We start from the raw sequence: 24,349 nt of genomic DNA on the forward strand, positions 1-24,349 counted from the left end.
GCTGCCCGTTCGATCCGCCGACATCCCCGTCCCACCAGTAAGGCGAAGGTGCTCACGTGACGATCGCGTTCACAACATCCACTCTCTCGGAAACCCTGGCCTACCTCCGGCAGTTCACGCGGACCGCGAAGATGACAGGCGCCGTCGTACCCAGCGGATCGAGCCTGGCCCAGGCCCTCACCCGACATGTGCAACCCGGCACCCGACAACACCCCCGAACCGTGCTGGAAGTCGGGCCGGGAACGGGCGCTGTCACCCGTCACATCGCGCGCCGCCTCGGCCCGGACGACACACTCGAACTCGTCGAAGCCAACGCCCAGTTCGCCGCACGACTCAAGTGGCTTCTGCGGTACGACCCACAGTTGGCTCGGACGAACTCACGAACCCGCTTGCATCACGGCCTCATCCAAGACCAACAGCTCGGGCAGTACGACACCATCGTGTGCGGCCTCCCCTTCGCGAACTTCCCGCCCCGGCTGGTCGATGCCATCGCCCGCCAGCTCCTGACCTCCTTGAGGCCGGGCGGCCGCCTCTCCTTCTTCAGCTACCTCGGCGGCGGGGCCTTGCGGTGCGTCAACTCCAGGCAGGCTCTGTCCCATCGAGCGCTGCACGAGATCATCAGCCCCTACGTGGTGGGCAGCGAAATCATCCTTCCTAACCTGCCACCGGCCCACGTCCATCACATCCTGGCTCCGGCCCCGGTCACCTGCCGCTGCAGTCCGTATCAGGACAGGAGCGATTCCCATATACCGGAGCCTTCTTATAACAGTCTCAAGGAGTCGTCCTAGTGTCCTTTCAGGTGAGTTGCCGGCGGCTGCGCGTTCGGGGCGATTGCAACTCCTACTTCTTCTCAGAACCAGGATGCCTCTTCCTCACAGTCGGGTCGGCTACCAGGCGAAGACTTCGGTGACGGGTGGCGAGCTCGTGCAGTTCCTCTTTGAAGAGCTGGTCGGCAGCGCTGCTGTATCGGTAGATCAGGGTGGCCTCGCCGGGGCCGTATGCCGTGTCCTCCAGCAGGGCCCCGAGTGGAGTCACTCCAACACCGGCCGCTATGAGCAGCATCTTCGGCCAGCGACGTTCGCGGGACGTCATGGTGCCGTATGGCCCCTCGACCAACGCCCTTGTTCCGGGACTGAATTGTGCGGCACGTGCACCGCCGTCACCGGACTCCCGGATCGAGAGAACGGTGCCGGCGGTCGCCGCGAGCATCCACGGCTCGACGACATAGAGCTCGTAAGTGCGCTTGGGTGCGGTGGGCCAGTCGCGGGAGACTCGCTCCACGGTCTGTGCCGCGAGGTGCCCCATCATGAACCAGAACGAGGCGAAGCCGATTCAGCGGTGTCGGCGGGCGAGAAGGTCGTGCCCCCAGGCGCGCTCCACCCAGGGGATACGTGCCATGAGTACGACCAGGAGGGGCATGAGCTGGGTCGCGATGAGCGACGACAACAACCCCAGCATGCCGACCGTCGACTTCATGCCCAGCGGAAGCGGCAGCCCGTGATTCAGCAGCCACAGGCAAGCTTTTCGAAAGCTTCTCGCGTACCGGTCTACTTGTTCTCGCCCGGCTTACCCGTGTGGTCGCAGTCGCCGGGAGTGTCATCGTTCGCTTTTGTGGAGGCGGGGGCACAGGTGGCACTGCTCGGCGCGGTCGCCTTGTCCGCGGATCCACTGTCGCTGCCCGACGAACTGTCGTTGCAACCGGTGAGGAGAGCGACAGAGGCGAGCAGTGCCGCGGTACCCAGGGCGAATCGGCGCATTTTCGTGGTCCTTTCACGAGGTGACCCCACTGAGTGTCGCGGCTCTCTTTGTGGCGCCCTTAAGAGCCCGATCGCGCCTCGGTCGCACCCTCGGGGGGACCTCCCTGCCAGCGCTCGGCAGCAGCGTGTTAGCTTGCGGCCCGTTGATCGTGCAGGTTGTGCGTGAGTGGGGGCAGTTGATGAAATCGGCGAGATTCTCGCCGGCGATCGCCGCGTCGGTCGTCGGGGCGTTGGTCCTGGGGATGACCGGCGCGACCGTCTTCGGTCCCGTCGCGGTGGACTCGTACGCGGCGTCGGGTACGGCACTGCCGATCGCGCACTTCGCGCATCTGGTCGTGGACGCCCCGCACGGGCACCTGTACTTCAGTGGTGGCACCGGCACCGACGGCATCCTCGTCACCGATCTCGACGGCGGAAATCCGACGACGATCAGCGGCGAGCCCGGTGTCACCGGTCTCACCCTCTCCGCCGACGGATCCGAGCTCTACGCCGCGCTCCCGGACCAGGACGCGATCGCGGCGATCAGCACGGCGAACCTGACCGAGTCGGCGCGCTACGGCACGGGCGCCGACACCCACCCGGACTCGCTGGCCGTCGCCGGGGGCACCCTCTGGTTCGGGTACGGGACGACGGGTGCCGGTGGCATCGGGTCCGTCGACGCGGCCGGCACCGTCAGCCTGGGGGAGGACGCGGGCAGTTGGCCGGCACCCCCGGCACTGGCGACGACCCCGACGCCCTCCGGAGTCCTCGCGGCCGCCGCGCAGACCGGCGACACCACCGCCGTCGCCACGTACTCAGCCGAAGACGGTGAGTTGACCCGGCAGGCGGAGAAGTCGCTGCCCGTCCCCGAGTTGACCGACTTCGCGGTCACGGCGGACGGCGAGCACCTGGCGCTCTCGTCCTGGCTGCGCGCGAGCAGCAACCGCTACCGCGTCTCGGACCTGGCGGTGGACGGGCAGTTCGCCGAACCGCTGGCCGCCCGTGCCGTCGCCGTGGCTCCGGACGGCACCCTCGCCGGCTGCGGCTGCACCCCCGGATTCGAGGCGTTTCCGGAAACGGCCAAGGGCTACTACAACGAGTACGAGTTCGAGTCGGGGATGCGCCTTGCCCTGCACGGTCTCGCTTGGGCGCCGGACGGCAGCCGGCTCTACGCCGTGATCGTGGACGCCGCCGGCGGAACACCGTCACTGCTGACGGCACGTAACCCGGAAACCGCGTGGGTGAGGCTGTCAGGCAATTCGACGACCACCCCGCTCGCCCCCGGCGAGGCCTACTCGTTCCGTGCGGACTTCGACGCACCCCTCAGCCTCGCTGCGGGGGAGTCCATAATTCCCGGCACGGTGCGGATCACGCGCTACGACCAAGCCGATCCGAACGGTGTGCCCGTTCCGAGTCCGACGGCCACCCCGGCCCACCCGCCGGTCGACTACTTCGGTTCCTACGCTGTCTCCGGCACCGCTCCGACCTCCGGCCCCCTGAGCTTCCGCGTCGACTACTCGGGCAGCGGCCACTACGGCCCCGCCGCCAAGAACTTCGACGTTCCCGTCGCGAAGTACGCGCCCACCATGACGCTCACCGCCCCGGACACCGGGGGACGGGCCGCGCCGCTGACCGTCACCGGACGGCTCAACTGGCCGCACGCACACGTGAAGACCGGCGCCGTGCACGTCGTCAAGACGGACCTGGCACACCCCTCGGGGTACTCGCTGGGCACGGTACCCGTCGCCGCCGACGGCACCTTCGCCCTTCACGACACCCCGCAGACCGGCGGCGCGAACACCTACTCCTTCACCTACGACGGCGGCGCGTCCTACCTCCCGGTGACCGGGTCGCAGACGGTTCAGGTCTCCAGGTCCACCCCGGCTCTCAAGGTGACGACCGGCGCGAAGACCTACCACTCCGGCGCGACCGTCAAGGTCACCGCGCACCTGGGGACCACATACAACTCCCGGGTCGTGACGCTGTCCGCCCAGCCCGCGGGCAAGCCCCGGACCGTGCTCAAGAGCGGCAAGGTCGACGCGCACGGCAACCTCGCCGCGTCGTACAAGGTCACCCGCAACACCGTATTCAGCGCGGCTTTCGCGGGGGACTACCGGTACGCACCGCGCACGGTGACCGCCGGCGCGACCCTGACGCCGGCGGTCAAGACACAGATGCAGTACCCGTTGAAGACCACGCGCATCGGATCCACCACCTACCAGGTCTTCTACAAGTCCGAAGTCACCATGAGCTTCAACCTCCATGTCACTCCCCGTCAGTCCGACGGCTGCGCATCGGTGTCCATCGAGCACTACTCCTCGGGGGCCTGGCACCAGGACACCTCGCAGAAGTGCGTGTCCTTGTACTCCGACGGCTGGTACGGCTACAGCCGTGCTCTGAAACACTTCACGAGCAACGACCGTTACCGCGTCCGCGGCCTCTATGCGCCGCCGGCCACGGGCGCGCAGACCGGTGGTGCGCAGAGCGGATGGACGTACTTCACGGTCCGTCCCGGCACCCCGAAGTAGCTACCGGCGGCGAGTTCCTGGACGCGGTGGCGGCCGACGTTGCCGGTCGGCGCTGTCGGTTGGCCCACCGCGGCCAGGAACCGCGTACTCAACCGTTGTACGGCGCGGTGACATCCAGGACCCAGGTGACGCCGAAACGGTCGGTGAGCATGCCGTACAGCGGTGCCCACTGCGCGGGCTCCAGCGGGCTCACGATGGTCGAGCCCTCGGCGAGCTTGCCCCACAGGGCGCTGATCTCCTCGACCTCGTCTCCGCGCACGGAGACGAAGAACGGGTTCTCGCCCTGGTTCCAGGGGAGTTGCGAGGGCACGTCGTACGCCATGACGTGGAAGCCGTTGTCGCCGGCCACCTCGCCCCACATCACCCAGTCCGCCTCGCTCTCGTTCCGTACGGCGCCCGCGTCCTTGTAGGTGACCGTGACGGTGCGTCCGCCGAAGACGGACTGGTAGAAGTCCAGCGCCTCACGTGCGGTGCCCCGGAAGTTCAGGTGGGTCGTGGTCGTGACGGACATGATCTGCTCCTTGCCTCATGCGACGAATGTGCGCCGTCGGCAGTCGGACGTTGATGCCGAGCGGCCGCGGCTGCCGTGACCAGGAGGCGTGCCTCCCGAACGGCGCATGTGTCACGTTGGCAGAGGTAGAGGACAGGATGTGTCCGGTACTCCGGGGAGTATGGGGCCATGCACAAGACATCCGCCCGGCTGCTCGCGCTGCTTTCGCTCCTCCAAACGCCCCGTGACTGGTCCGGCGATGACCTCGCGGAGCGTCTGGGCATCACCTCGCGCACGGTGCGCCGTGACATCAACCGCCTGCGCCAACTCGACTACCCGATCACGACCGCCAAAGGACCGGCCGGCGGTTACCGCTTGGAGGCCGGCACTCACCTGCCGCCCTTGCTGTTCGACGACGCGCAGGCCGTGGCTCTCGTCGTCGCGCTGCAGACCGCGGCCGCCGGCACCACCGTCGCCGAAGACGCTTCCCGCGCCCTGGCCACCCTCAGCCAGGTCATGCCGCCCCGCCTGCGCCACCGCATCGACCTGATCCACATCACGGCGGTCCAACCGCCCGCGGCACCCGGCGCCACCCCCCAGGCCGACACCCAGGTCCTGATGGACCTGAGCCGAGCCATCAAGGCCCGCGAGGAACTCCGCTTCGACTACGCCCAGGGTCCGAGCACGTCAACCGATGACGCCCGCCGAGTAGAACCCCACCACCTGGTCACCTGGCGGCATCGCTGGTACCTGGTGGCCTGGGACCTCCACCGCGAGGACTGGCGCACCTTCCGCGTCGACCGCATCCGGCCCCGCACACCCACCGGCCCCCGCTTCGCCCCGCGCGACCTCCCCGGCGGCACCGTCTCCACCTTCGTCACCAGCCGGTTCCGCGGCAACGACGGCACCACCACCGACTGGCCCTGCCGAGGCGAGGTCATCCTCCATCTCCCGGCCGCCGAGGTCGCCCCCTTCGTCCAGGACGGAATCGTCGAGCAACTCGGCCCCCACCACTGCCGCCTCACCCTCGGCTCCTGGTCCTGGACCGGACTGGCCACCGCCATCGGCCGCTTCGACACCGACATCGAGGTCATCGGCCCACCTCAACTGGCCACGGCGTTCGGGGACTTGGCCGCCCGCTTCGCTCGCGCGGCTGCACCACAGGACCAGAGACCGTGAACCCGCCGCATGATCAGTACCGCGGTCGGTCCCGGTGAAGCCGGGGAGCCGGGGAGCCGGGGCCAAGCGTCGATGCTGCCTAGCTCAGGTCGCCCGCGAGGGTGGAGGCTCGGCCAGGGAACCTGAGTGAAAAGAGGTCGCGCTCCTGACAGACGCGCCGTAGCGTGCGCGCGTGGACGTTGAAGATCCAAAGGAAGTGGTCCGGCGCGGGTATGACGTGCTCTCGGAACACTATGAGCGGGCATTTGGCAGCGAGACGAAGTACGGACCGTGGATCGCGGAGTTGCTCGGCCGGCTCCCCGAGGCAGGCACCGTCCTAGACATCGGGTGCGGCACTGGTGTGCCCGTAGCCCGGTCCCTGGTCGAGGCGGGCCACCGTGTGACGGGCGTTGATATCAGTGAGGTGCAGATTCGCAGGGCCCGGGACCTTGTGCCGGGTGCCGACTTCATCCGGGCTGATGCCACGGCCTTGGAGCTCCAGCAGGGGAGCTTCGACGCCATCGTCTGCTTGTACGCCCTGATCCATGTTCCGGTGGAGGAACAACCGGTCCTGCTGGAGCGGGTCGCTTCCTGGCTCCGGCCGGGAGGTTGGTTCCTGAGCACCACCGGGCATCGGGCTTGGACCGGGACCGATGAGAACTGGCTCGGCGGCGGGGCCGCGATGTGGTGGAGTCACTCCGACGCCGCCACGAACCGCGCATGGCTGGTGCAGGCTGGCTTTGACGTGGTCCACGAGGAGTTTGTGCCCGAGGGAGACACCGGCCACGTCCTGTTCTGGGCTCGGCGCTCTCTGGGGTGACAGCGGCGGGCCGAAGGGAGCGGGGCGGCGACAACGGGCCCCTGATCGGGTGAGGTTCCGGGTTGGTGATCAAGGTAGTGGGCCGGCGCTCTGGAAACTCGGCGCGCGCCAGTAGGTGATGACACAGCAGGCCAGCTTCAGGAAGGCTTCATGGACGTCGTCCTGGATGTCCCAGCGGATCCGTAGACGGCGGAAGCCCAGCATCCAGGCGTTCGTTCGCTCGACGACCCACCGGACGGTGCCGAGCCCGGACCCGTGAGGCACGCCACGTCGGGCGATGACCGGTTTGATCCCGCGCTTCCACAGCAGGCGTCGTACTTGTCGTAGTCGCTAGCCCCGGTCGGCATGGAGCCGGTCGGGGCGATGCCTTGGCCGGCCTCTCTTGCCGCGGATGTGAGGGATGGCGTCGACCAGCGGACCAGTTGGGTGACGTCGTGGCGGTTGCCGCCGGTGAGCGCGATGGCCAGCGGGGTTCCGCAGCCGTCGGTGATCACGTGGTGCTTCAAGCCGGGTCGGGAGCGGTCGACCGGGCTCGGCCCCGTTTTGGGCCGCCCCGACGGGCCTGGTGGTGCGAGCCGTCGATCACCGCCCGCGACCAGTCCAGCACACCGGCCCGGTGTAGCTCGGTCAGCAACGCTTGGTGCGACCGGTCCCAGACACCTGCGGCGTTTCAGTCGCGCAGCCGACGCCAGCACGTCATGCCAGAGCCAAACCCGAGGTCCTGTGGCAGCCACTCCCACTGGATGCCCGTGTGAAGGACGAACAAGATCCCTTGCAGGCACATGCGGTCGCCCAACGGCAACCGGCCCGGGTATCGCCTATGCCTCTCCCGCACTGGCAACAGTGGCTTGATCCGCTCCCATAGGTTGTCCGCCAACAGCCACGGCGGCCTCATCCCCTTCCCCGCATTGCGACCAACGAGGCAACAGGAGAAGGAGACATGGCCCGACAGGGCTCTTTGTTTGAGCTCCTCTTAGTTGGCTTACGTTCCAGGGACGGATATGCGCTGCGTCTTTCGTATGGTCGGGCCGTCCAGGGGTGCCACGGAGTGAGCCACCGAGCGTCGATAGGTCTCCCGCCTCACTCGACTCCACGGCAATTCTTTTGCCCGGCGCTGCGACGGCTGCTCGGTTCAGGCTATGGACAGCCCATGGTCTACAGCTTGACCTCATGGGAAGCCGTAGCTGCCGCACGCCCGCGCTCACGGTTCCGCAATCTCGAGGGTGACCTTCGACAGTGGACAGCCCACGCACGTCAGCACGTAGCCGTCGGCTTTCTGCTGTTCCGTAAGGCAGTTCGGCTCGTTCTGGGTGACCTCGCCGCCGCGAAGTCGCACTATGCAGTCGCCGCAGTTGCCCACGGTGCAGGAGTACGGCATCGGCAGCCCGGCGGCGAGTCCCGCGTCGAGCAGTGTCTGGCCGGGCTCGACCACCACCGTGCCGACGGGGTGCCCGTTCTCCTCGACGACCATCTCCTGTGGCGCCGTCGCCGTGGTCCCCGTGTCCGCACTGCTGGTGTAACTCTCGTGATGCACCAGCTCGTTCGGGACTCGGAGCCCGGACAGGACGGTTCGGACGGTGGCCATCAGCGGCTCGGGACCGCAGGTGTAGTAACGGGCGTCCGAGGCCGGAGACAGGCCCGTGACCCAACGACGTATGCCGTCCTCGTCGAGGCGCCCGTCCCGGCAGGTCAGAACGTGGGTGACCGACAGCCGGTCGGGGTGTTCCTTCGCCAACCTCGTCAACTCGTCGGTGAAGATGACCTCTTGCGCGCTACGGCTGCTGTACAGCAGCGCGATCCGGTCGCGCCCTGACCGGTCGGTGAGCCGGGTGCGGATCATGCTCATCATGGGCGTCACGCCACTGCCCGCCGCGACGAGCACGACCTCGTCCGGCGGCTGCGGTGGGGCGTGGAAGGATCCCGACGGGCCGCGTACGGCGATGCGATCCCCGGGGCGGAGACCGTGGTGCACGTGCGTGGAGAACCGGCCGCCCTCGACATGCTTGACGGTCACCTCCAGCCGGGACGAACCGGGTGCCGACGAGGCCGAGTAGGCCCGCCGCACGGGGCGACCATCGATGTCGGCTACGAGCGTGAAGAACTGGCCGGGCCGGAAGTCGAACGCCCCCGCGCGCCCGTCGGCGTCTTCCAGTACGAGGGTGAGCGCGCTCGGCGTCTCCCTGCGCACCTCGGCGACGCGCACCTGGCGCAGAGTGTCTGCCCTGATGCCGATGCCGGTACCACCGTCGCCGTCCCGCTCGGCACGGCGTCGGCCCAGGACCTCACCGCGCCCCGCGTCGGCGCCGGTCTCGACATCCTCGTAACCCTCCTTCCGCAGCCCGGACGCGTACGCACGGTTGGCCACGAACCGCAGCAGCCTGGTCATGCCCGGGATGGAACCGAGCGCCCTGAGGAGGAACGCGGGCGGGCCGCCCTCCGTCTCGGCCGAACCCGCGGCGAGATGTTCGCTCGCCATCGCCATCATGTCCGGCATCGGACCCTGGTCGAGGTGCGCGCCAGGGATCCACAGGCGCGAGCGCACCAAGGGGTCGCTGCCGGTCACCTCGGCGTGTTCGACGTCGATGAGCAGTGCCAGGTGCGGGGGCATCCCGCGCAGCGCCATCGTCTCCAGCAGCGCAGGATCGTCGGTGATCGCGCCCCGGCCGTGGACCCGGAGCACACCGCTGCGCCCGGGAACGAGCGCGGCGAAGGAGAGCCGGTCGTCGTGCAGGAGGTTGTGGAGGGTGTCGGCGCGCTTGTTGCCCTTGCGGTCCGGGATGACCAGCGTGCGGCCGTCCAGGATCCGAGCGACCGCCTGCCGGTCGCCGCGCGGACTCGTGTCGCTTCCTCCGGACGTGTCCCACGTGGACAGTGCGAGGAACGGTGAGGCGGCCAGGAAGTCGGCGACGCCGGGGGCGGAGAGCGGCCCGTCCCCAGTGATCTCTACTGCCGGCTCGGCCGGGGTGGGCGGCTGCCACAGGCGGGATCTCAAGACGGCCTGCGCGCAGTGGACGTACGCCTCCTCGACGTCGACGATCGTCTCCGCGCCCTTCCGTGCGGCCACCGAGCCGTTGACGCGCAGGAGTTCGCCGACGCCGGGCAGGAGGAAGAAGAACGAGACCGGACCGTGCGGGTCACCGGAGTCGGGCAGTGAGAACGAGAACCGGGTCGGTGAGTGGACACGTACGAAGCCCGGCGTGCCGCCGATGAAGGTCGTCCTGCTGATGCCGTGTCCGTCCCGGTATCCGAAGGCCGCGATCGGGGATCGGGCGAGGACGGTCCGGCAGCCCTCGTCGAGGGCGCTGATCTGCTTGAGCATGACCACCGACGCCGGGCGGCCGACGGTCGCCTCGACCTCGTCCACCGTCGTCAGGTGGCGCAGGTCGCTGAACCTGATGGCGTTGTGCACAGGGTTTCCTCTCAGCCGGGGGCGGACCGGCCCAGACGCCAGTAGCCGAAGAACGAGATGTCCCGCTTGGGCACCCCACGGTCGTTGACCAGATGCCGTCGTACCGTCGTGGCGAGCCGGGACTCTCCCGCGACCCACGTGTAGAAGCGCCCGGAGGGCAGCGACGCGTCGCGCAGCGCGTCCAACGTCGAAGTGCCGGGCCGCAGTTCTTCGTCGTCGCGGCTGAACCAGTGGACGCGGACGCCGGCGGGCACGTCGAGAGACCGGATGTCCGCCGCGGTCGCCACCTCCAGGTAGACGTCCGTGGGCAGCGAGGGAGGTGTTCCGTCGAGGATCGACAGGATGGCGGGCAGCGCGGTCTCGTCCCCGACCAGCAGCTGTCCCTCCGCGTGCTCCGGCAGCCGGTACATCGTGCCGACGTCGAAGATCCCGGCCGGATCGCCCGGCTCTGCCCGGCGCGCCCACGACGCCATGGGCGAGTCACCGTGCAGCGCGAACTCGATGTCGATCTCGTCGTCCGCGGGCCGCACGCGCCGGATCGTCAGGTTGCGCACCCACGGTCGGACCGACTTCGGCAGGAGCAACAGCTGCGCGATCCAGGCGTCGTTCGAGACGGTCGGCATCCGCAACGCGGTCTGGCCCTCCCGAGGGAAGAACAGGCGAACCGCCTGATCGCCGCCCGCGACGACCAGATCCCGTAGGGCCGGTCCGCCGAGGGTGACGCTCGCGAAGCCCGGCGTGAGGAGCTCGCGCCGACGCACCTCCAGCGTGATCATCCTGCGTGACTCGGGCAGGTACACCTTCGGGATCACGGCCTGCCACCCACACCGAGTACGCCCTTGTTTTCGCAGCTCATGGCACTATTGTGAGCAATAGCTCAGCTCTTTGGCTACTCGCTTTTCGTGCCCCGAGGAGGCCTCCGAATGCCGTCGGACGAACGCCGTCTTCAGCCACGTCGCAAGCCTCGCCAGGTGCGCGCCGAGCTCACCCGCGACCGCATCCTCACCGCCGCTGCTCACGTTTTCGCCGAGTACGGCTACGCCGCCGGCACCACCAACCGCATCGCCGAACACGCCCGCATCTCCATCGGCTCGCTCTACCAGTACTTTCCGAACAAGGACGCGATCCTCGCCGAGTTGGCGGTACGGCACATTGACCGCGGCACGTGGGCACAGGCCGACCTGCTGGACCTGTCCGCCGGGAGCCTGGAGGCGACCGCGCGGGCGCTGGTCCGCGACGCGATCGACCATCACCGCGACGACCCACAGCTGCTGCGGATCATGGTCGAGGAGGCCGCGCTCTCGCAGGAACTGCTCGACACGATCGAACGGCACGGAAAGGCTCGCGTCGCTCAGGTACGCGATCTCCTCGCCCGGCACCCCGACGTCCGCGTGCGGGACCTCGACACCGCGGCCGAACTGATCGTGTTCACCGTGGAGTTGAACACGCACAAGCTCATGGCCGCACCGCAGTCCATCCCGGTCGAGACGTTCGAGAACGAGCTGGTGGACATGGTCACCCGCTACCTGCGCGGCGATCAGTAGTTCTTCGTCGGGGCGCAGAAGTCCGACGCGGCGGTAAACCAGTGGCGCCTCCGCGCACGAGCCTCGTAGCTTGTCCGCTCGTGACCGTCGACCCGCAGATGCCCCCGAATCGACGCGAGCTCGGCCGCGTCTTCAACGAGGTGCCGGAGCTCTACGACCGCGTCCGGCCGGGCTATCCCGAGGAGTTGTTCGCGGATCTCGTCGCCGTCACCGGCATGGACGAGAAGTCGTCGGTGCTGGAGGTGGGCTGCGGTACCGGTCAGACGACGCGCTCGCTGGCAGCAATCGGCGGTTCAGTGACCGCAGTTGAGCCCGGGGCGGACATGGCAGCGCTCGCTCGGCAACGGCTGGCCGACTTCCGCAACGTCGAAGTGGAGACGTCGACGTTCGAGGAGTGGGACGACCGCGGTCGACGCTTCGACGTTCTGGTGGCCGCGTCGTCGTGGCACTGGGTCGACCCGTCGATCGGCTGGCAGCGAGCGCACGACGTGCTCGCCCCGGGAGGCTGGACGGCGCTGCTCGGCAACATCGTCGTCCGCCGACCGGGAGAGCCGGAGGTGTACGCCGAGACCGCCGACCTCCACGAGCGGTTCTGCCCTGGGAACCCCGACTGGGGGCATCCGCCGCTGGAGGACGACGTGCGTGCCACCGACGAGGGTTGGGGCCTGGTCGAGGATCCCGGTGAGTTGTTCGGCCCGACGATCGTGCGCTGGTACCCGACCCTCCAGTGGTTCAACGGGGAAGGCTTCGCCGATCACCTTCGCTCGCTGTCCCTGTATCGGAAGCTCGACCACGACGTCCGCGAGCCGCTGCTCGACGCCATCGCCGAGCGCATCCGTACGCGGATGGGCGACCGGGCGGCACGCCGTTATCTGAGTGTCCTGCGCGTCGGACAGCGCGCGGTGCGATGAGCAGCCCTCTGCCGCCCGGCGGTGCCGCCTTCACTGCGGACGAACTGCATGCCCGGTGGGCGGATGCCTGGCGGCCGGAGCAGGTCGCGGAGCGGTTGGACGGGGTCAGCGCACCGTGGTGCGTCGCCGCCGGGTGGGCGCTGGATCTGTTCCACGGCCAACAGTCGAGGCCCCATGGAGATCTGGAGATCGCAGTGCCCGCGGCGGGATTCGCGGAGATCCGGGACCGCTTCCCCGAGTACGAGTTCGACGCAGTGGGGTCGGGACACGTCTGGGCGAGTGCGGGAGTTGAGGCGCTCGGAGCCACTCATCAGACGTGGTTGCGCGATCCGGCGACCGGCCAGTTCCTGTTCGACGTCTTCCGCGAACCGCACGACGGCGGGACATGGATCTGCCGGCGGGACGAGAGCCTGCGGCTGCCGTACGACACGATCATCGAGCGGACAGTCGACGGAATCCCGTACCTGGTACCGGAGTTGGTGCTCCTGTTCAAAGCGAAGGCACCCCGGCCCAAGGACCAGACGGACTTCGACGGCGCCTTGCCGCTGCTGAACCAGACGCGGCGCGACGCCCTCGCCGGATGGCTGCAGCGCATGCATCCCGGACATCCGTGGCTGGCCGAACTGGAAAGGCTTTGACGGCGGCTTCTCCGATACGGTCCGGTCCGACTCACCCGCCAGGCGGGAGGACCTCGATGATCTCGGCGGTACCCGCGACAGGTCGGGCCTCGTGCATGGTGATCACGTCACCGGGCTTCAAATGCCGCCAACTCTCGGGTTGCAGGGGAGCCAGTCGTACGTCCGCTGTGTCCCCGGGGCCGAGTTGCGCCGCGAACTCCACCCAGAGCAACGCGATGTTGAGGTCGTGGTGTCCGTCCGCGGTGCGGTTGCCGATGTCCCAGAGAGGTCTGAGCCGACCGTCGCCCGAGAAGGCGGCCTGCCGTCCGCCCTCGTCGGCACTCAGCAGAGTCAAGGTCGCGCGGATGGTGCCGTGTTCGGCTTCCCAGCCCCGCCACTGGCACCAACGGCGGGTCCGGTCCAGCATCATCTGCCGGGCGGCCTCGGTGAGTTTCTCCCAGAAGGCGAGGGGCGCCGGATGGATGTCCGCGATCTCGATGAGCACGTCGAGCGCCAGCTCCCATTCCTGAAGCTCGATGTCGTCGCGCACATCCCCGACCGTCTGGCCGTTGTCCGCCGCGGCGTCCTGGGGCAGGAGGTCGACGGCCTGCCGAATGAGTGTGAACGCGTCATCCATGTGCTGGATTGTCATCCGGTCCCGAACGCTTTGTCACAGGCGCCGGTGCAGGACGCGGAAGCGTGACTCGCCGGGACACCCCGATGTGCTGCGTCGACAGGGCCGGTGCGCTGCGTCTCGCGGGACGCGTTCGGATGCGCGGATCCGCGGGCTGGCACACTTTGTCATGTGAAACCCGTGGTGAAGAGAACGACGAGCGACTTGCGGCGGCACAACCGGTCCGTCATCCTCTCCGCGCTGTATGTGCAGGGACCCACCAGCCGGAACCGGCTGACCCGCGCCTCCGGCCTCAGTTCGGCGACGGTGAGCAACGTCGTCTCCCAACTTCTCGCCGAGGGGCTGATCGCGGAGGGCGGTTCGGAGGACTCCGACGGAGGCCGGCCGCGTTCCGTACTCGAGATCCGACCGGACTACGGCACCGTGATCGGTGTCGACATCGGCGAGACGCACGTCAGGATCGGTCTGTTCGACTGGACCCTGTCCGTGCTCCACTCCGAGGTCTACCCGATCGCCGACACCCGGCTCGACGCCGAGTCGGTTGCCGCGCTGGTGCTCCAGGGGATCGCCGAGGTGACCCGCGCCGCGGGCATCGACCCCGCAGAATTGCTCGGCATCGGCGTCGGCGTGCCCGGCGCGGTCCAGCCCGACCCACAGATCCCCGGGCGCACACTCGTGCACGCGCCGACGCTCGGCTGGTCCGGTGTCCCGCTCGGCGAGATGCTCGCCCCCGGCATCGAGGCACCGCTCATGCTGGACAACTGCGCCCGCACCCTGGGCCAGGCGGAGATGTGGCGCGGTGTGGGCCGGGGCGCCGACCGCGTGGTCACCGCGCTCATCGGAGTCGGCGTGGGCGCGTCCCTCGGTTCGGGCGTGGAGGGCGGGATCGCGGGCCTGGCCCCCGCCACGATCGAGTGGGGTCATACGGTGATCTACGCGGGCGGGCTGCCCTGCCGCTGCGGCTCACGGGGCTGCCTGGAGGCGTACGTCGGCGCCGAGGCCATCCTGCACCGTTACCAGTCCACGCTGGGCAGTCAGCCGTTCCGGTCCGCCGGGACCGAGAGCCGGTTCGCGGAGCTCACGGCACGGGCGGCGACCGACCCGGTGGCCATGGAGACCCTGGAGAAGGTCGGGGAGTACATCGGCATCGGGATCGGCAACCTGATCAACCTGCTCCACCCCGATCTCGTGGTGCTCTCCGGATGGGCCGGCTCGGTGATGGGCGGGGTGGTACTGCCCACCGTGCGCGAGACGGCCGAGCGGCACGCCCTGTCGTATCTGCGCGGGCGCACCCGCATCGAGGTCGGGCGGCTGGGCCAGGAGGCGGTGGCGATGGGCGCCGCCACCCTGCCGGTGGCGGACCTGCTGGCGACGAGCGGCCGACGGTCGACAATCGTTTCCGGGCTGGAGGCCGGCGCGGAGGCCTGGGCGTAGACCCAGGCGTAGACCCAGGCGTTTCCCGTTCGCGGTGCTCGCATCCGCACTGGTTGACGCCAATGACTGTCGCCTCTTAGTTTAAGTCGTAGCCAAAGTCTCCTGACCTCCGTGGAGTCTTCATGACGTCTCAGTTCCCCGCAGCCCGGCTCTACATCGACGGAACGTTCCGCCCGGCCTCCTCAGGGCGTACCGCCGACGTCGTGGAGAAGGCCACGGGTGCCGTGATCGGTACGTACGACCTTGGTGGGGCCGCGGATGTCGGACGGGCGGTGGCCGCGGCCCGTGCCGCCCAGCCCGGCTGGGCCGCGCTGAGCGCTCCCGAGCGCGCGGCCTGCCTCGGTCGCATGGCGGACTTTCTCCAGGCGCATTACTCGGAGCTGGTCGAGCAGAGCATGCGCGAGACCGGCGGGGTGCGGGACAAGGCCGAGGACGAGGTGTCCACCGGCATCCGGCAGCTGCGGATCTCGATGATCCAGGCGAGCGAGAACGCCGGCGACCTGCTGCCGCCGTACAAGGCGGGCAAGCTCTCGATGTCCCGGGCGGTGCCGCTCGGCGTGATCGGCGTAATCACCCCGTGGAACTACCCGGTCAACCTCGCCATGCGGGCGGTCGCGCCGGCGCTGGCCTTCGGCAACACCGTCGTGCTCAAGCCGGCCGAGCTCACCCCGATCATCGGCGGCCAGGTGCTCGCCGAGGCCGCCGAGGCGGCGGGCCTGCCGCCGGGCGTCCTCAACGTGGTGCCCGGCGACGGCCTCGACGCCGGGCACGCGCTCGCCGAGCATGCCGGCCTGAACCTGCTGGACTTCACCGGATCCCGTGAGGTCGGCCTCTCCATCGCCGCCTCCGCGGCCGCCACCCTGCGGCCGATCCGGCTCGAACTCGGCGGCAGCAACGCCTTCTTGGTTCTCGACGACGCTGACATCGACCTCGCGGCCTCGTGCGCGATGGTCGCCTCGCTCGAATACCAGGGGCAGACCTGCATCAGCGCGAGCCGCCACATCGTCACCCGGGCGGTCGCGGACCGCTATGTCGACGCCCTCACCCGCCGCGCCGCCGCCTTGCGCGTCGGCGATCCGATGAGCGGTACGGCGGATCTCGGCCCCCTGATCAGCACCCGCCAGCGCGACCGGGTGCACGCCCTCGTGACGGCGTCGGTGGAGATGGGCGCGGAGGTGCTCACCGGCGGCACGTTCGACGGTTCCGAGGGGCTGTTCTACCGGCCCACCGTGCTGGCCAAGGTGACGCCCGAGATGCCCGCCTTCACCGAGGAGATCTTCGGCCCGGTCCTCCCGGTCACCGTCGTGGACGACCAGGAGGAGGCGGTGGCGGTGGCCAACGGGCTGCCCATGCTGATGAATTCGGTGTTCTCCGCCGACCTCATACGAGGCCTGTCGGTGGCCGAGCGCTTGGACGCCGGCGAGGTGCACGTCAACGACGCCCACGCCCGGCACGGCGCCGACGACCAGATGGCGGGCTTCACCAAACGCCAGTGGATCGGCGTCCAACGCACTCCGCTCACCCTGCCGGCCTGGACCGCCGACCCCGCGACCCGTTGATGGCGGCTCGTAGGGCGTTGGTGGTGCGCGGCGGCTGGGAAGGTCACGCCCCACGGGAGTGCACCGACCTGTTTCTGCCCGCGCTGGCCGACGCCGGGTTCGCGGTCACCGTACGAGAGGACCTGGACGCCTACGCCGACGCCGACCTCATGGCACGTACCGACCTCGTGGTGCAGTGCTGGAGCGAAGGTCGGCTGACCGAGGAGCAGTGCGCGGGGCTCGTGTCGGCCGTCGAGGCGGGCACCGGCTTCGCGGGCTGGCACGGCGGTGTCGTAGCGACGTTCCAGGACTCTCCCGCGTACCTGCGCATGGTCGGGGGCCTGTTTCTGCACCACCCGGCGGAGTTCCTGGAGTACCGGGTCCGGATCGAGCCGGAACTCCGGGAGCACCCGATCGTCGCCGGGCTGCCCGACGCGACGGTCGTGACGGAGCAGTACTGGATGTTGACCGACGCGTTCAGCACGGTACTGGCGTCCACCACCGTCGAGCCGGGCGCCGCGGGGCAGGGCGAACGGCCGGTCGACATGCCCGTCGCCTGGACCAGGCAGTGGGGGAGGGGACGTGTCTTCTTCTCCGCCGTGGGCCACCGACCGGACGACCTGCGCGAGCCGACGATACGAGAGCTCACCCGGCGCGGCCTGATCTGGGCGGCACGGTGAACGAGGGGAAGCGGTACGGCGCACTGTCCGTATCGGCCTGATCTGTAATCCTTCGGTGATCCCGGCCGTGCGTCCCGGCGCGTACGGTGCAGGGGCCGGACGCCTTGCTTCGCGAGTCGCCCCTGTGTCCGCCACCAGGGGTGCACGGCGTCGGTGGAGAAATCGACTCATAAAGAAATCGACACATCGTGAATCGGTACGTAACTCGTATTGACCGCGCCTTCACTGCGACTTAGCTTAAGTCGCAGTCAAAGTAGGGACAGGTCGACTCGGGTCGGCCCTGGGTTCGGGTCACAGGCCCTCTTCTGGCACGAAAGTGAGACTGGCCAATGAAGACCAGATTCGTCGCAGTCGCAGGCGCCACGCTGGCCGCCACCCTGGTTCTCGCCGCCTGCGGGGGCGGGGACGGCGGTTCCGACAGCGGTTCGGCATCGAAGGGCGGCAAGGTCCGCCTCACCATGTGGGCCTGGGACCCGGGCATGGACAAGGTCGTCGCCCTGTGGAACTCGACGCACCCCGACATCCAGATCGCCCTCAGCAACCCGGCGGGCGGTGACCAGCTCGTCAGCAAGATGATCACCGCACACCAGGCCAAGACAGCCCCCGACATCGCGAAAGTCGAGTACCAGTCGCTGCCCGGCCTGGTGGCGAACGGCGTGATCCGTGACATCACCGCCGAGACGAAGAAGGCGGTCACGGACTTCGACGACGCGACGCTGGCCCAGACCCGTTTCCAGGGCAAGGTCTACGGCATCCCGCAGGACTTCGCGCCGCTGATGATGTTCTACCGGGCCGACCTGTTCAAGAAGTACGGCCTGAAGGTGCCCGCCACCTGGCAGGAGTACGAGCAGGTGGCCGCGCAGCTGCACACCAAGGCCCCCAGCGCCTCGATGACCAACTTCGATGCCGCCGACCCGGGTTGGTTCACCGGCCTCACCCAGCAGGCGGGCGCCGACTGGTGGACCACGGAGGGCGACTCCTGGCACGTGGACATCAACGGCACGGCCAGCGACAAGGTCGCCGACTACTGGCAGGGCCTGGTCGACAAGGGGCTGGTGAAGAAGAACCCCTCCTTCTCCCCGCAGTGGAACAAGGAGATGAACAACGGCACCCTCCTCACCTGGATCTCCGGCGCCTGGGCCCCGGCCCAGATCGGCGGCATCGCCCCGTCGACCAAGGGCAAGTGGACCGCCGCGCCGCTGCCGGCCTGGACGGCGGGCGACAACACCACCGGCATCTGGGGTGGTTCGGCCATCACGGTCACCGCCGACTCCAAACACCCCGCCGAGGCAGCGGAGTTCGCGAGCTGGCTGAACACCGACGCCAAGGCGGTGACGGCGCAGGTCAAGAACATCAACATCTATCCGGCCTCGACCTCCGGACGTGCCCTGCCGATCCTCGACCAGCCGCCGGCCTTCTTCCCGAACCAGCCGGACTACTACGCCCAGGTGAGCAAGGTGGCACCAGGCGCACGCAGCTTCTCGATGTGGGGCCCGAACGTCACGGTGACCTTCTCCGCCTACCGGGACAGCTTCGGCGCGGCGCTCCAGTCGGGCAAGTCGTTCACCGGCGCGCTCGACACCATGCAGAACAACACCACGGCAGGCATGAAGAAGCTCGGGTTCACCCTCCACTGACCCCGGCGACACGGTCGCCCGGCGCGCCTCCCTGACTCCTGCGCCGGGCGACCGTACCGGCATCAACCACCGAACCGGCCACTCATCCGATGGGGACGACACTTCGATGGCGACAAGCACTTCGCGGCGGAACCGCAGGGCGGGCCAGAGTCGGCTGCCCTATCTGCTGGTCCTGCCCGCGACCCTGCTCCTCCTGCTGTTCGTGGTCGCCCCCGGGGCCTACGCACTGCTCCTCAGCTTCCAGCAACGCAAGGTCAGCGGCGGCCTGTTGGGCACCGGAAGCAGAACGGTCTTCGCGGGTCTGGACAACTACTCCGCCGTGATCCATGACTCCGAGCTGTGGCACAGCGTGCTGCGGATGCTGCTCGTCGGCGCGATCACCGTACCGGCGACCGTGCTGCTCGCCCTGCTGTTCGCGCTCCTTCTGGACACCGCGCGGGCCCGGTTCACGCGATTCACCCGGCTGGCGATCTTCCTCCCGTACGCGGTGCCCGGAGTCATCGCCACGCTCCTCTGGGGCTTCCTCTACCTGCCCGCGACCAGCCCCATCGGCGGGCGGGACGTCGACTTCTTCGGCACCTCGATGGTCTACGTCTCGGTCGCGAACATCGCGGTGTGGGGCGCGGTGGGCTTCAACATGGTGGTGATGTACACGTCCCTGCGCGGACTGCCGCCGGAGATCTACGAGGCGGCAAGGATCGACGGAGCGTCGGAACTCCAGATCGCGCTGCGGGTGAAGGTCCCGCTGATCCGCCCCGCCATCGCCATGTGCACCCTGTTCACCGTCCTGGCCGCCCTGCAGCTGTTCAACGAACCGAACACACTCCAGCCGCTGTCGAACGCCATCTCCCTGACCTGGGTTCCCCTGATGAAGATCTACACCGACGCCTTCGTCGACTCCGACATCCATCTCGCGGCGGCCACCTCGATCGTCTTCGCGGTCGGCATCCTCGCCGTGTCCTTGCTCGTCGGGCGCCTCGCCCAGACCCGCTGGGGCGCCGCCGGAGCCGTAGGCAAGGAGCAGCGATGACGATCGACTCGCCCGCCCGCCCCGTGGCGCCCCAGCTGACCGCCACCCGCACCGAACCACCCCGCCGCCGAGGCATCGCCCTGCTGCCCACCGCCGTACTGCTCCTCGGCGCGGTCTACTGCCTGGTGCCGACGCTGTGGATCCTGATCGCGTCCACCAAGTCACGCAGCGAGTTGTTCTCGACCGCGACCTATCTGCCGTCGTTCGGCTCGGGGTTGGTGGACAACATCGCCGACCTCTCCTCGTACGACTCGGGCGTGTTCTGGCACTGGATGTTCAACAGCTTCCTGTACGCGGGGGTCGGCGGGCTCGTGGCCACCGCGGTCTCGGCGGCGACCGGTTACGCCATCGCCAAGTACGAATTCCGGGGCCGCAACCTGCTGTTCAAGACGATCCTGGCGGGCGTCCTGCTGCCACAGGTGGTCCTGGCCGTGCCGCAGTACCTGCTGCTGGCCCGAGTCGGCATCACCGACAGCTACCCGGCGGTGATCCTGCCCCAACTCTTCAACCCGTACGGCATCTACCTGTGCCGCATCTACGCCGCCGCGTCCGTCCCCGACTCGCTGCTCGACGCCGGGCGGATGGACGGGGCGAGCGAGTGGCGGATGTTCTCGGCGATCGGCCTGCGGCTCATGGCCCCCGGGCTGATCACCGTCTTCCTGCTCCAGTTCATCGTCATCTGGAACAACTTCCTGCTGCCCTTCGTCATGGTGACGAGCGACGACAAGTTCCCCCTGACGGTCGGCCTCTACAGCCTCCTGCGCCACGGCGCCAACCAGGCATCCCTGTACTCCCTGGTGATCACGGGCACGCTGCTGTCCGTGATCCCTGTCATTGCGCTGTTCTTGTCTTTGCAGCGGTATTGGCGCATCGACCTGGTGACTGGGGGACTGAAGTGAAGTGACCGACACGGGTCGGCGACTTCGGCTTCGGGGTAGTCGCTTCAGGCGTTCGTGCCGAGGGCGACCCAGTCAAGTACGGATTCCAGGAGGACATGGAGTTCTTGCTCGGTTCGGAGGTCTCGGTGCTCCGGACGGTGGTCACCGGTGCTGAGGTCCGCGAAGTCGAGTTCGGTTTCTCCGGTGTTCCAGACGGTGATCTGTACGATCCGGTGGTCGGCCTCGACGGTGAGCCATGCGCTGGCTTTGAGGCGGCCGTCTCGTGGCGAGTGCCGCAGCTCGGTGGTCATCCCGCGTGCGCGGAGAGGCACTTCGTTCTTGGCGGACCATGTCGTGAGTGCGACCGGGAGGTTCGGCGGTCGAGGGCCGCTCTCGGCTGTCGGGTAGGACGCCTGGTAGGCGAGGCGTTCATCGGCCTGGTCGCCGATGTGGGCAAGGCAGTTGTCCAGGTCGAGGAACTCTTCCCAGGCCGGTCGTCCGCTTGCCGCCGCCAGTCTGGCGACGACCAGGTCTTCGAGTTCGGGGACGCGCTTGTTCTTCCAGATCTTGTCGGCCAGGCTGACCAGGAGGTCTTCCGTGCCGATGTCGTCGGTGGTCCAGGTGGCGTGTGTTGCGGCGAAGCGTGCCATGGCGGAGTCGATGCCGTGGGTCATGAGCAGGTCGCGGCCGGCTGCTTCGTGCTGTGAACCGGGGGCGGACAACTCGGCGGTGTGCAGCGTCTTGCCGATGTCGTGGGTGGCGGCTCCGAAGAGAACGGCCTCCGGATTGATGCCCAGGTCGAGGTCGCGCGCGGCGATCCATTCGAGGAGTTGCCCTGCTACGTCGTGGACTGCCCGCAGATGGGCGACCAGGCGGGGCGGAGCATCGACCTTGTGGAGCAGGTCGGCTGCTTCGATCGGCAGGGGACGCAGTGGGGGTTGGTCGGTGTCCTGGAGGGCGATCGACAGCACTCGCGAGGTCGTCACCGCGACAGGGTAGCTGTTGCAGTTGCTGTGGGGGTGAGGGCTTCAGGGGCGCTTCCAACTCTGCGGGCTGACAAGGTGGTTGGGATGATCACTTGTTAGCGTGTGCCGATGGAAGATCTGGAAACCGTGGCTTGGCCGCCTGAGCCGATCAAGACCGAGAGGCTCGTGCTCCGGGAGTCCGAGACCCGGGACCGTGCGACGTTCATCGAGCTGCTTGCGTCAGCAGAGGTGCACACCTATCTCGGTGGGCCCCGGCCGCGTGACGAGCTTGAGCGCGAGATATCCGAGGTCCCCGAGCGGCGGCCCGGGAACTTCGTCGTGGAACTCGACGGGGCGATGATCGGCCTGATCCTGCTCAGGAGGGCGAAGGGGCATCGGTGCGCGGCTGCCGAGGGGAAGGCCGATCTCGGGTATCTGTTCCTGCCGCGGGCGTGGGGATTCGGGTACGCCTCCGAGGCGTGCACGGCGGCACTGGACTGGCTCGCCGGCCAGCTTCCCGGTGAGCCGGTAGTGCTTGCCACCCAGAGTGCCAACGTCGGTTCGATGCGGCTCGCGGCGAAGCTGGGGTTCACCGAGGTGGAGCGGTTCGAAGCCTGGGGTGCCGAACAATGGCTCGGCATGTGGTCGCCGGGCACGGCGTCGGGTTGAGGGTGCGACGCCCGGACGGCCCCCTGTCCCACGTACGTCAGCTTGCCGTTTGCTCGGTGGGGAAGTCGGCGCTGAGCGTCACCTCCCGCCAGCCGTCGAACTCGGACCTGAGCGAGCCGAGCCTGGCGGTGGCGATGTCGTATGCGGCCCTGCCCAACAGCAGGCGGAGTGGGGGCTGTTCGGCCGTGACCGCCTCGATGACGGCCTGGGCGGCGCGGGCCGGGTCACCGGGCTGGTGGCCGTAGGTGGCCAAGGTGCTCATGCGTCGCGTGCCCGCGGTGGCGGCGTAGTCGGCGATGGAGGTCGAGGACTGGCGCATCGAGGGACCGGACCAGTCGGTGCGGAACGCGGCGGGTTCGACGATCGTGACCTTGATGCCGAGCGGGGCGACCTCGGCGGCGAGGGACTCGGAGAGACCCTCCACGGCGAATTTGCTGGCGTGGTAGTAACCGGTGGCTCCAAAGGCGACCAGGCCACCGAGTGAGGAGATGTTCACGATGTGGCCGGCGCGACGGGCTCGCATACCGGGCAGAACCGCCCTGGTGGTGTCCACCAGACCGAAGACGTTGGTGTCGAACAGGGCGCGGACCTCGTCGTCCTCGCCCTCCTCGACGGCCGCGAGGTACCCGTAGCCCGCGTTGTTCACCAGTACGTCGATCCGCCCGAAGGCGGCCTCCGCCTCGGCGACCGCGTGTGCGGTCTGCTCCGGGTCGGTGACGTCCAGCGCGAGGACTAGGGCGCGTTCCTCGTGTCCGGCGATCAAGTCGGCGGCTTTGGCGGGGTTCCGGGCCGTGACCACCGCCCGCCATCCGCGTTCCAGGACGGCGCGGGCCAGTGCGCGGCCCAGGCCGGAGGAGCAGCCGGTGATGAACCAGACGGGGGACGCGGGCGAGACGTGAGAGTCAGGGGAGGTCATGCGGGATGTGTCCTTCGTAGTGAGCGTCCGGGAATTCGGTGAGGGTGAAGCTGCCCAGCAGGGCCAGTGACTGTTCGGCGGGGCTGCCGGGTTCGGCTCGGTAGACCACCAGGTGCTGGCCCGGCGCGCTGTGGACGGAGAACGTCTCGAAGTTCAGGGTCAGTTCGCCGACCACCGGGTGGTGAAAGCGTTTGGCCGAGGCCGTCTTGGCCCGGACCTCGTGGCGGGCCCACATGCGGGCGAAGTCGTGGTTGCGTACGGAGAGTTGGCCCACCAGCTCCTGCAGCCGCTGGTCGTCCGGGTCGGGGTTGGCGGCCCGCAGTGCGGCCACGCAGCCCTGCGCCACAACGGCCCAGTCGCGGTAGAAGTCGCGTGCGGCGGGGTTGAGGAACATCGCCGTGATCAGGCTCGTCTCGCTGCCGAGCCACGAGAACAGCGCCTCGCCCAGGGAGTTGACGGCCAGCAGGTCGAGGTAGCGGCCGTAGACCAGAGCCGGTGTGTCCGGCCAGGCGTCCAGCAAGGACACCAGCTGCGGGCCGGCGTACTCCCGGACAGCCCGGGACTGCCCGCGCTGTGGCGGATCGACGAGTGCGCGCAGGTAGGCCGCCTCCTCGTCGGCCAGCAGGAGTGCGGCCGCCAGCGCCCCGAGTACCTGGGGTGACGCGGCCATCCACCGGGCCCTGGTCGCCCACGACCCGGAGGCGGCACGGGCGGCGGCGGCCGCGCATGTGGGCGAGGTGGAGCAGTGGCTGCGG

The 24,349-nt window shown here is 68.7% G+C and carries 23 protein-coding genes and 1 pseudogene; 14 read left to right on the plus strand and 10 right to left on the minus strand.

The window, feature by feature from the left end; genetic code table 11:
- The first annotated feature begins 56 nt into the window (after positions 1-56).
- The gene (locus ACWDR3_RS29895) at positions 57-788 is read left to right on the plus strand and encodes a class I SAM-dependent methyltransferase (protein WP_450355684.1); all 732 of its coding nucleotides are present in this window, start codon (positions 57-59) and stop codon (positions 786-788) included.
- A 52-nt stretch (positions 789-840) separates the two neighbouring features.
- On the opposite strand, the gene ACWDR3_RS29900 is transcribed toward ACWDR3_RS29895, so the two are convergent.
- Positions 841-1,308, minus strand: coding sequence for a hypothetical protein (locus ACWDR3_RS29900; RefSeq protein ID WP_450355685.1), 468 nt, complete (start codon positions 1,306-1,308; stop codon positions 841-843).
- Positions 1,309-1,547: 239 nt separating this feature from the next.
- Positions 1,548-1,757: a hypothetical protein gene (locus tag ACWDR3_RS29905; RefSeq protein WP_450355686.1), complete on the minus strand. Its 210-nt coding sequence runs from the start codon at positions 1,755-1,757 to the stop codon at positions 1,548-1,550.
- Positions 1,758-1,936: 179 nt separating this feature from the next.
- On the opposite strand from ACWDR3_RS29905, the gene ACWDR3_RS29910 reads away from it, so the two are divergent.
- A complete protein-coding gene (locus ACWDR3_RS29910) occupies positions 1,937-4,264 on the plus strand; it encodes a YncE family protein (RefSeq protein WP_450355687.1) in 2,328 nt (775 codons plus the stop codon).
- An 88-nt stretch (positions 4,265-4,352) separates the two neighbouring features.
- Here the strand turns inward: ACWDR3_RS29910 and ACWDR3_RS29915 are convergent, their stop codons facing one another.
- Positions 4,353-4,775 (minus strand): VOC family protein, encoded by a 423-nt coding sequence (locus ACWDR3_RS29915; protein WP_450355688.1) that lies wholly within the window; start codon positions 4,773-4,775, stop codon positions 4,353-4,355.
- 168 nt (positions 4,776-4,943) lie between these two features.
- Between ACWDR3_RS29915 and ACWDR3_RS29920 the strand changes: the two genes are divergently transcribed.
- Both ACWDR3_RS29920 and ACWDR3_RS29925 read left to right on the plus strand, forming a co-directional pair.
- Entirely contained in the window at positions 4,944-5,933 is a 990-nt protein-coding gene (locus ACWDR3_RS29920; protein WP_450355689.1) for a helix-turn-helix transcriptional regulator, read from the plus strand.
- A gap of 172 nt (positions 5,934-6,105) precedes the next feature.
- On the plus strand, positions 6,106-6,732 hold the full coding sequence (locus ACWDR3_RS29925; protein ID WP_450355690.1) for a class I SAM-dependent methyltransferase: 627 nt from the start codon (positions 6,106-6,108) through the stop codon (positions 6,730-6,732).
- Positions 6,733-6,801: 69 nt separating this feature from the next.
- Here the strand turns inward: ACWDR3_RS29925 and ACWDR3_RS29930 are convergent.
- The 3 genes and pseudogenes from ACWDR3_RS29930 to ACWDR3_RS29940 all read right to left on the minus strand — a co-directional run bounded on the left by ACWDR3_RS29930 (position 6,802) and on the right by ACWDR3_RS29940 (position 10,953).
- Positions 6,802-7,627: pseudogene (locus tag ACWDR3_RS29930) on the minus strand (IS5 family transposase).
- A gap of 306 nt (positions 7,628-7,933) precedes the next feature.
- Positions 7,934-10,141, minus strand: a complete 2,208-nt coding sequence (locus ACWDR3_RS29935) for a 2Fe-2S iron-sulfur cluster-binding protein (protein WP_450355691.1) — start codon at positions 10,139-10,141, stop codon at positions 7,934-7,936.
- An 11-nt stretch (positions 10,142-10,152) separates the two neighbouring features.
- The gene (locus ACWDR3_RS29940) at positions 10,153-10,953 is read right to left on the minus strand and encodes a siderophore-interacting protein (RefSeq protein WP_450355692.1); all 801 of its coding nucleotides are present in this window, start codon (positions 10,951-10,953) and stop codon (positions 10,153-10,155) included.
- A gap of 111 nt (positions 10,954-11,064) precedes the next feature.
- Between ACWDR3_RS29940 and ACWDR3_RS29945 the strand changes: the two genes are divergently transcribed.
- From ACWDR3_RS29945 to ACWDR3_RS29955, 3 genes are all read left to right on the plus strand, one after another.
- Complete coding sequence (locus tag ACWDR3_RS29945; RefSeq protein WP_450355693.1) at positions 11,065-11,685, plus strand: TetR/AcrR family transcriptional regulator; 621 nt, start codon at positions 11,065-11,067, stop codon at positions 11,683-11,685.
- Between the two features lie 80 nt (positions 11,686-11,765).
- Positions 11,766-12,596 (plus strand): class I SAM-dependent methyltransferase, encoded by an 831-nt coding sequence (locus ACWDR3_RS29950; protein ID WP_450355694.1) that lies wholly within the window; start codon positions 11,766-11,768, stop codon positions 12,594-12,596.
- On the plus strand, positions 12,593-13,234 hold the full coding sequence (locus ACWDR3_RS29955) for a nucleotidyltransferase domain-containing protein (protein WP_450355695.1): 642 nt from the start codon (positions 12,593-12,595) through the stop codon (positions 13,232-13,234). The genes ACWDR3_RS29950 and ACWDR3_RS29955 overlap by 4 nt, the downstream gene beginning before the upstream one ends.
- A gap of 31 nt (positions 13,235-13,265) precedes the next feature.
- On the opposite strand, the gene ACWDR3_RS29960 is transcribed toward ACWDR3_RS29955, so the two are convergent.
- Positions 13,266-13,850, minus strand: coding sequence for a hypothetical protein (locus ACWDR3_RS29960; protein ID WP_450355696.1), 585 nt, complete (start codon positions 13,848-13,850; stop codon positions 13,266-13,268).
- A 180-nt stretch (positions 13,851-14,030) separates the two neighbouring features.
- Between ACWDR3_RS29960 and ACWDR3_RS29965 the strand changes: the two genes are divergently transcribed.
- From ACWDR3_RS29965 to ACWDR3_RS29990, 6 genes are all read left to right on the plus strand, one after another.
- Positions 14,031-15,281 (plus strand): ROK family protein, encoded by a 1,251-nt coding sequence (locus tag ACWDR3_RS29965; RefSeq protein ID WP_450355697.1) that lies wholly within the window; start codon positions 14,031-14,033, stop codon positions 15,279-15,281.
- Positions 15,282-15,403: 122 nt separating this feature from the next.
- Positions 15,404-16,840 carry an aldehyde dehydrogenase family protein gene (locus ACWDR3_RS29970; protein ID WP_450355698.1) on the plus strand — a complete coding sequence of 479 codons (1,437 nt, stop codon included), beginning with the start codon at positions 15,404-15,406 and terminating at the stop codon, positions 16,838-16,840.
- Positions 16,840-17,499, plus strand: coding sequence for a ThuA domain-containing protein (locus tag ACWDR3_RS29975; RefSeq protein WP_450355699.1), 660 nt, complete (start codon positions 16,840-16,842; stop codon positions 17,497-17,499). Before ACWDR3_RS29970 ends, ACWDR3_RS29975 begins: the two co-directional genes overlap by 1 nt.
- Positions 17,500-17,828: 329 nt before the next feature.
- Positions 17,829-19,136, plus strand: a complete 1,308-nt coding sequence (locus tag ACWDR3_RS29980) for an ABC transporter substrate-binding protein (RefSeq protein WP_450355700.1) — start codon at positions 17,829-17,831, stop codon at positions 19,134-19,136.
- 106 nt (positions 19,137-19,242) lie between these two features.
- Complete coding sequence (locus ACWDR3_RS29985) at positions 19,243-20,166, plus strand: carbohydrate ABC transporter permease (RefSeq protein WP_450355701.1); 924 nt, start codon at positions 19,243-19,245, stop codon at positions 20,164-20,166.
- Positions 20,163-21,065, plus strand: coding sequence for a carbohydrate ABC transporter permease (locus ACWDR3_RS29990; protein WP_450355702.1), 903 nt, complete (start codon positions 20,163-20,165; stop codon positions 21,063-21,065). The genes ACWDR3_RS29985 and ACWDR3_RS29990 overlap by 4 nt, the downstream gene beginning before the upstream one ends.
- A gap of 44 nt (positions 21,066-21,109) precedes the next feature.
- Here the strand turns inward: ACWDR3_RS29990 and ACWDR3_RS29995 are convergent, their stop codons facing one another.
- Positions 21,110-22,030 (minus strand): HD domain-containing protein, encoded by a 921-nt coding sequence (locus ACWDR3_RS29995; protein ID WP_450355703.1) that lies wholly within the window; start codon positions 22,028-22,030, stop codon positions 21,110-21,112.
- Positions 22,031-22,138: 108 nt separating this feature from the next.
- On the opposite strand from ACWDR3_RS29995, the gene ACWDR3_RS30000 reads away from it, so the two are divergent.
- Entirely contained in the window at positions 22,139-22,678 is a 540-nt protein-coding gene (locus ACWDR3_RS30000) for a GNAT family N-acetyltransferase (RefSeq protein WP_450355704.1), read from the plus strand.
- A 37-nt stretch (positions 22,679-22,715) separates the two neighbouring features.
- Here ACWDR3_RS30000 and ACWDR3_RS30005 read toward each other — a convergent pair whose 3' ends face one another.
- Positions 22,716-23,594: an oxidoreductase gene (locus ACWDR3_RS30005; RefSeq protein WP_450355705.1), complete on the minus strand. Its 879-nt coding sequence runs from the start codon at positions 23,592-23,594 to the stop codon at positions 22,716-22,718.
- Positions 23,581-24,349 (minus strand): MmyB family transcriptional regulator (locus tag ACWDR3_RS30010; protein ID WP_450355706.1); only part of this gene is annotated, 769 nt, incomplete at its 5' end. The genes ACWDR3_RS30010 and ACWDR3_RS30005, both read right to left, overlap by 14 nt.

It is taken from the genome of Streptomyces sp. NPDC001002, assembly GCF_053599215.1.

What these genes read in the sequence shown, in the direction of transcription:
- ACWDR3_RS30000 (WP_450355704.1), top strand. Translation starts at nt 22,139, where the DNA reads ATGGAAGATCTGGAAACCGTGGCTTGGCCGCCTGAGCCGATCAAGACC.
- ACWDR3_RS29910 (WP_450355687.1), top strand. Translation starts at nt 1,937, where the DNA reads ATGAAATCGGCGAGATTCTCGCCGGCGATCGCCGCGTCGGTCGTCGGG.
- ACWDR3_RS29905 (WP_450355686.1), bottom strand. Translation starts at nt 1,757, where the DNA reads ATGCGCCGATTCGCCCTGGGTACCGCGGCACTGCTCGCCTCTGTCGCT.
- ACWDR3_RS29990 (WP_450355702.1), top strand. Translation starts at nt 20,163, where the DNA reads ATGACGATCGACTCGCCCGCCCGCCCCGTGGCGCCCCAGCTGACCGCC.
- ACWDR3_RS29955 (WP_450355695.1), top strand. Translation starts at nt 12,593, where the DNA reads ATGAGCAGCCCTCTGCCGCCCGGCGGTGCCGCCTTCACTGCGGACGAA.
- ACWDR3_RS29960 (WP_450355696.1), bottom strand. Translation starts at nt 13,850, where the DNA reads ATGGATGACGCGTTCACACTCATTCGGCAGGCCGTCGACCTCCTGCCC.
- ACWDR3_RS29920 (WP_450355689.1), top strand. Translation starts at nt 4,944, where the DNA reads ATGCACAAGACATCCGCCCGGCTGCTCGCGCTGCTTTCGCTCCTCCAA.
- ACWDR3_RS29945 (WP_450355693.1), top strand. Translation starts at nt 11,065, where the DNA reads ATGCCGTCGGACGAACGCCGTCTTCAGCCACGTCGCAAGCCTCGCCAG.
- ACWDR3_RS29975 (WP_450355699.1), top strand. Translation starts at nt 16,840, where the DNA reads ATGGCGGCTCGTAGGGCGTTGGTGGTGCGCGGCGGCTGGGAAGGTCAC.
- ACWDR3_RS29980 (WP_450355700.1), top strand. Translation starts at nt 17,829, where the DNA reads ATGAAGACCAGATTCGTCGCAGTCGCAGGCGCCACGCTGGCCGCCACC.
- ACWDR3_RS30005 (WP_450355705.1), bottom strand. Translation starts at nt 23,594, where the DNA reads ATGACCTCCCCTGACTCTCACGTCTCGCCCGCGTCCCCCGTCTGGTTC.
- ACWDR3_RS29985 (WP_450355701.1), top strand. Translation starts at nt 19,243, where the DNA reads ATGGCGACAAGCACTTCGCGGCGGAACCGCAGGGCGGGCCAGAGTCGG.
- ACWDR3_RS29915 (WP_450355688.1), bottom strand. Translation starts at nt 4,775, where the DNA reads ATGTCCGTCACGACCACGACCCACCTGAACTTCCGGGGCACCGCACGT.
- ACWDR3_RS29900 (WP_450355685.1), bottom strand. Translation starts at nt 1,308, where the DNA reads ATGATGGGGCACCTCGCGGCACAGACCGTGGAGCGAGTCTCCCGCGAC.
- ACWDR3_RS29970 (WP_450355698.1), top strand. Translation starts at nt 15,404, where the DNA reads ATGACGTCTCAGTTCCCCGCAGCCCGGCTCTACATCGACGGAACGTTC.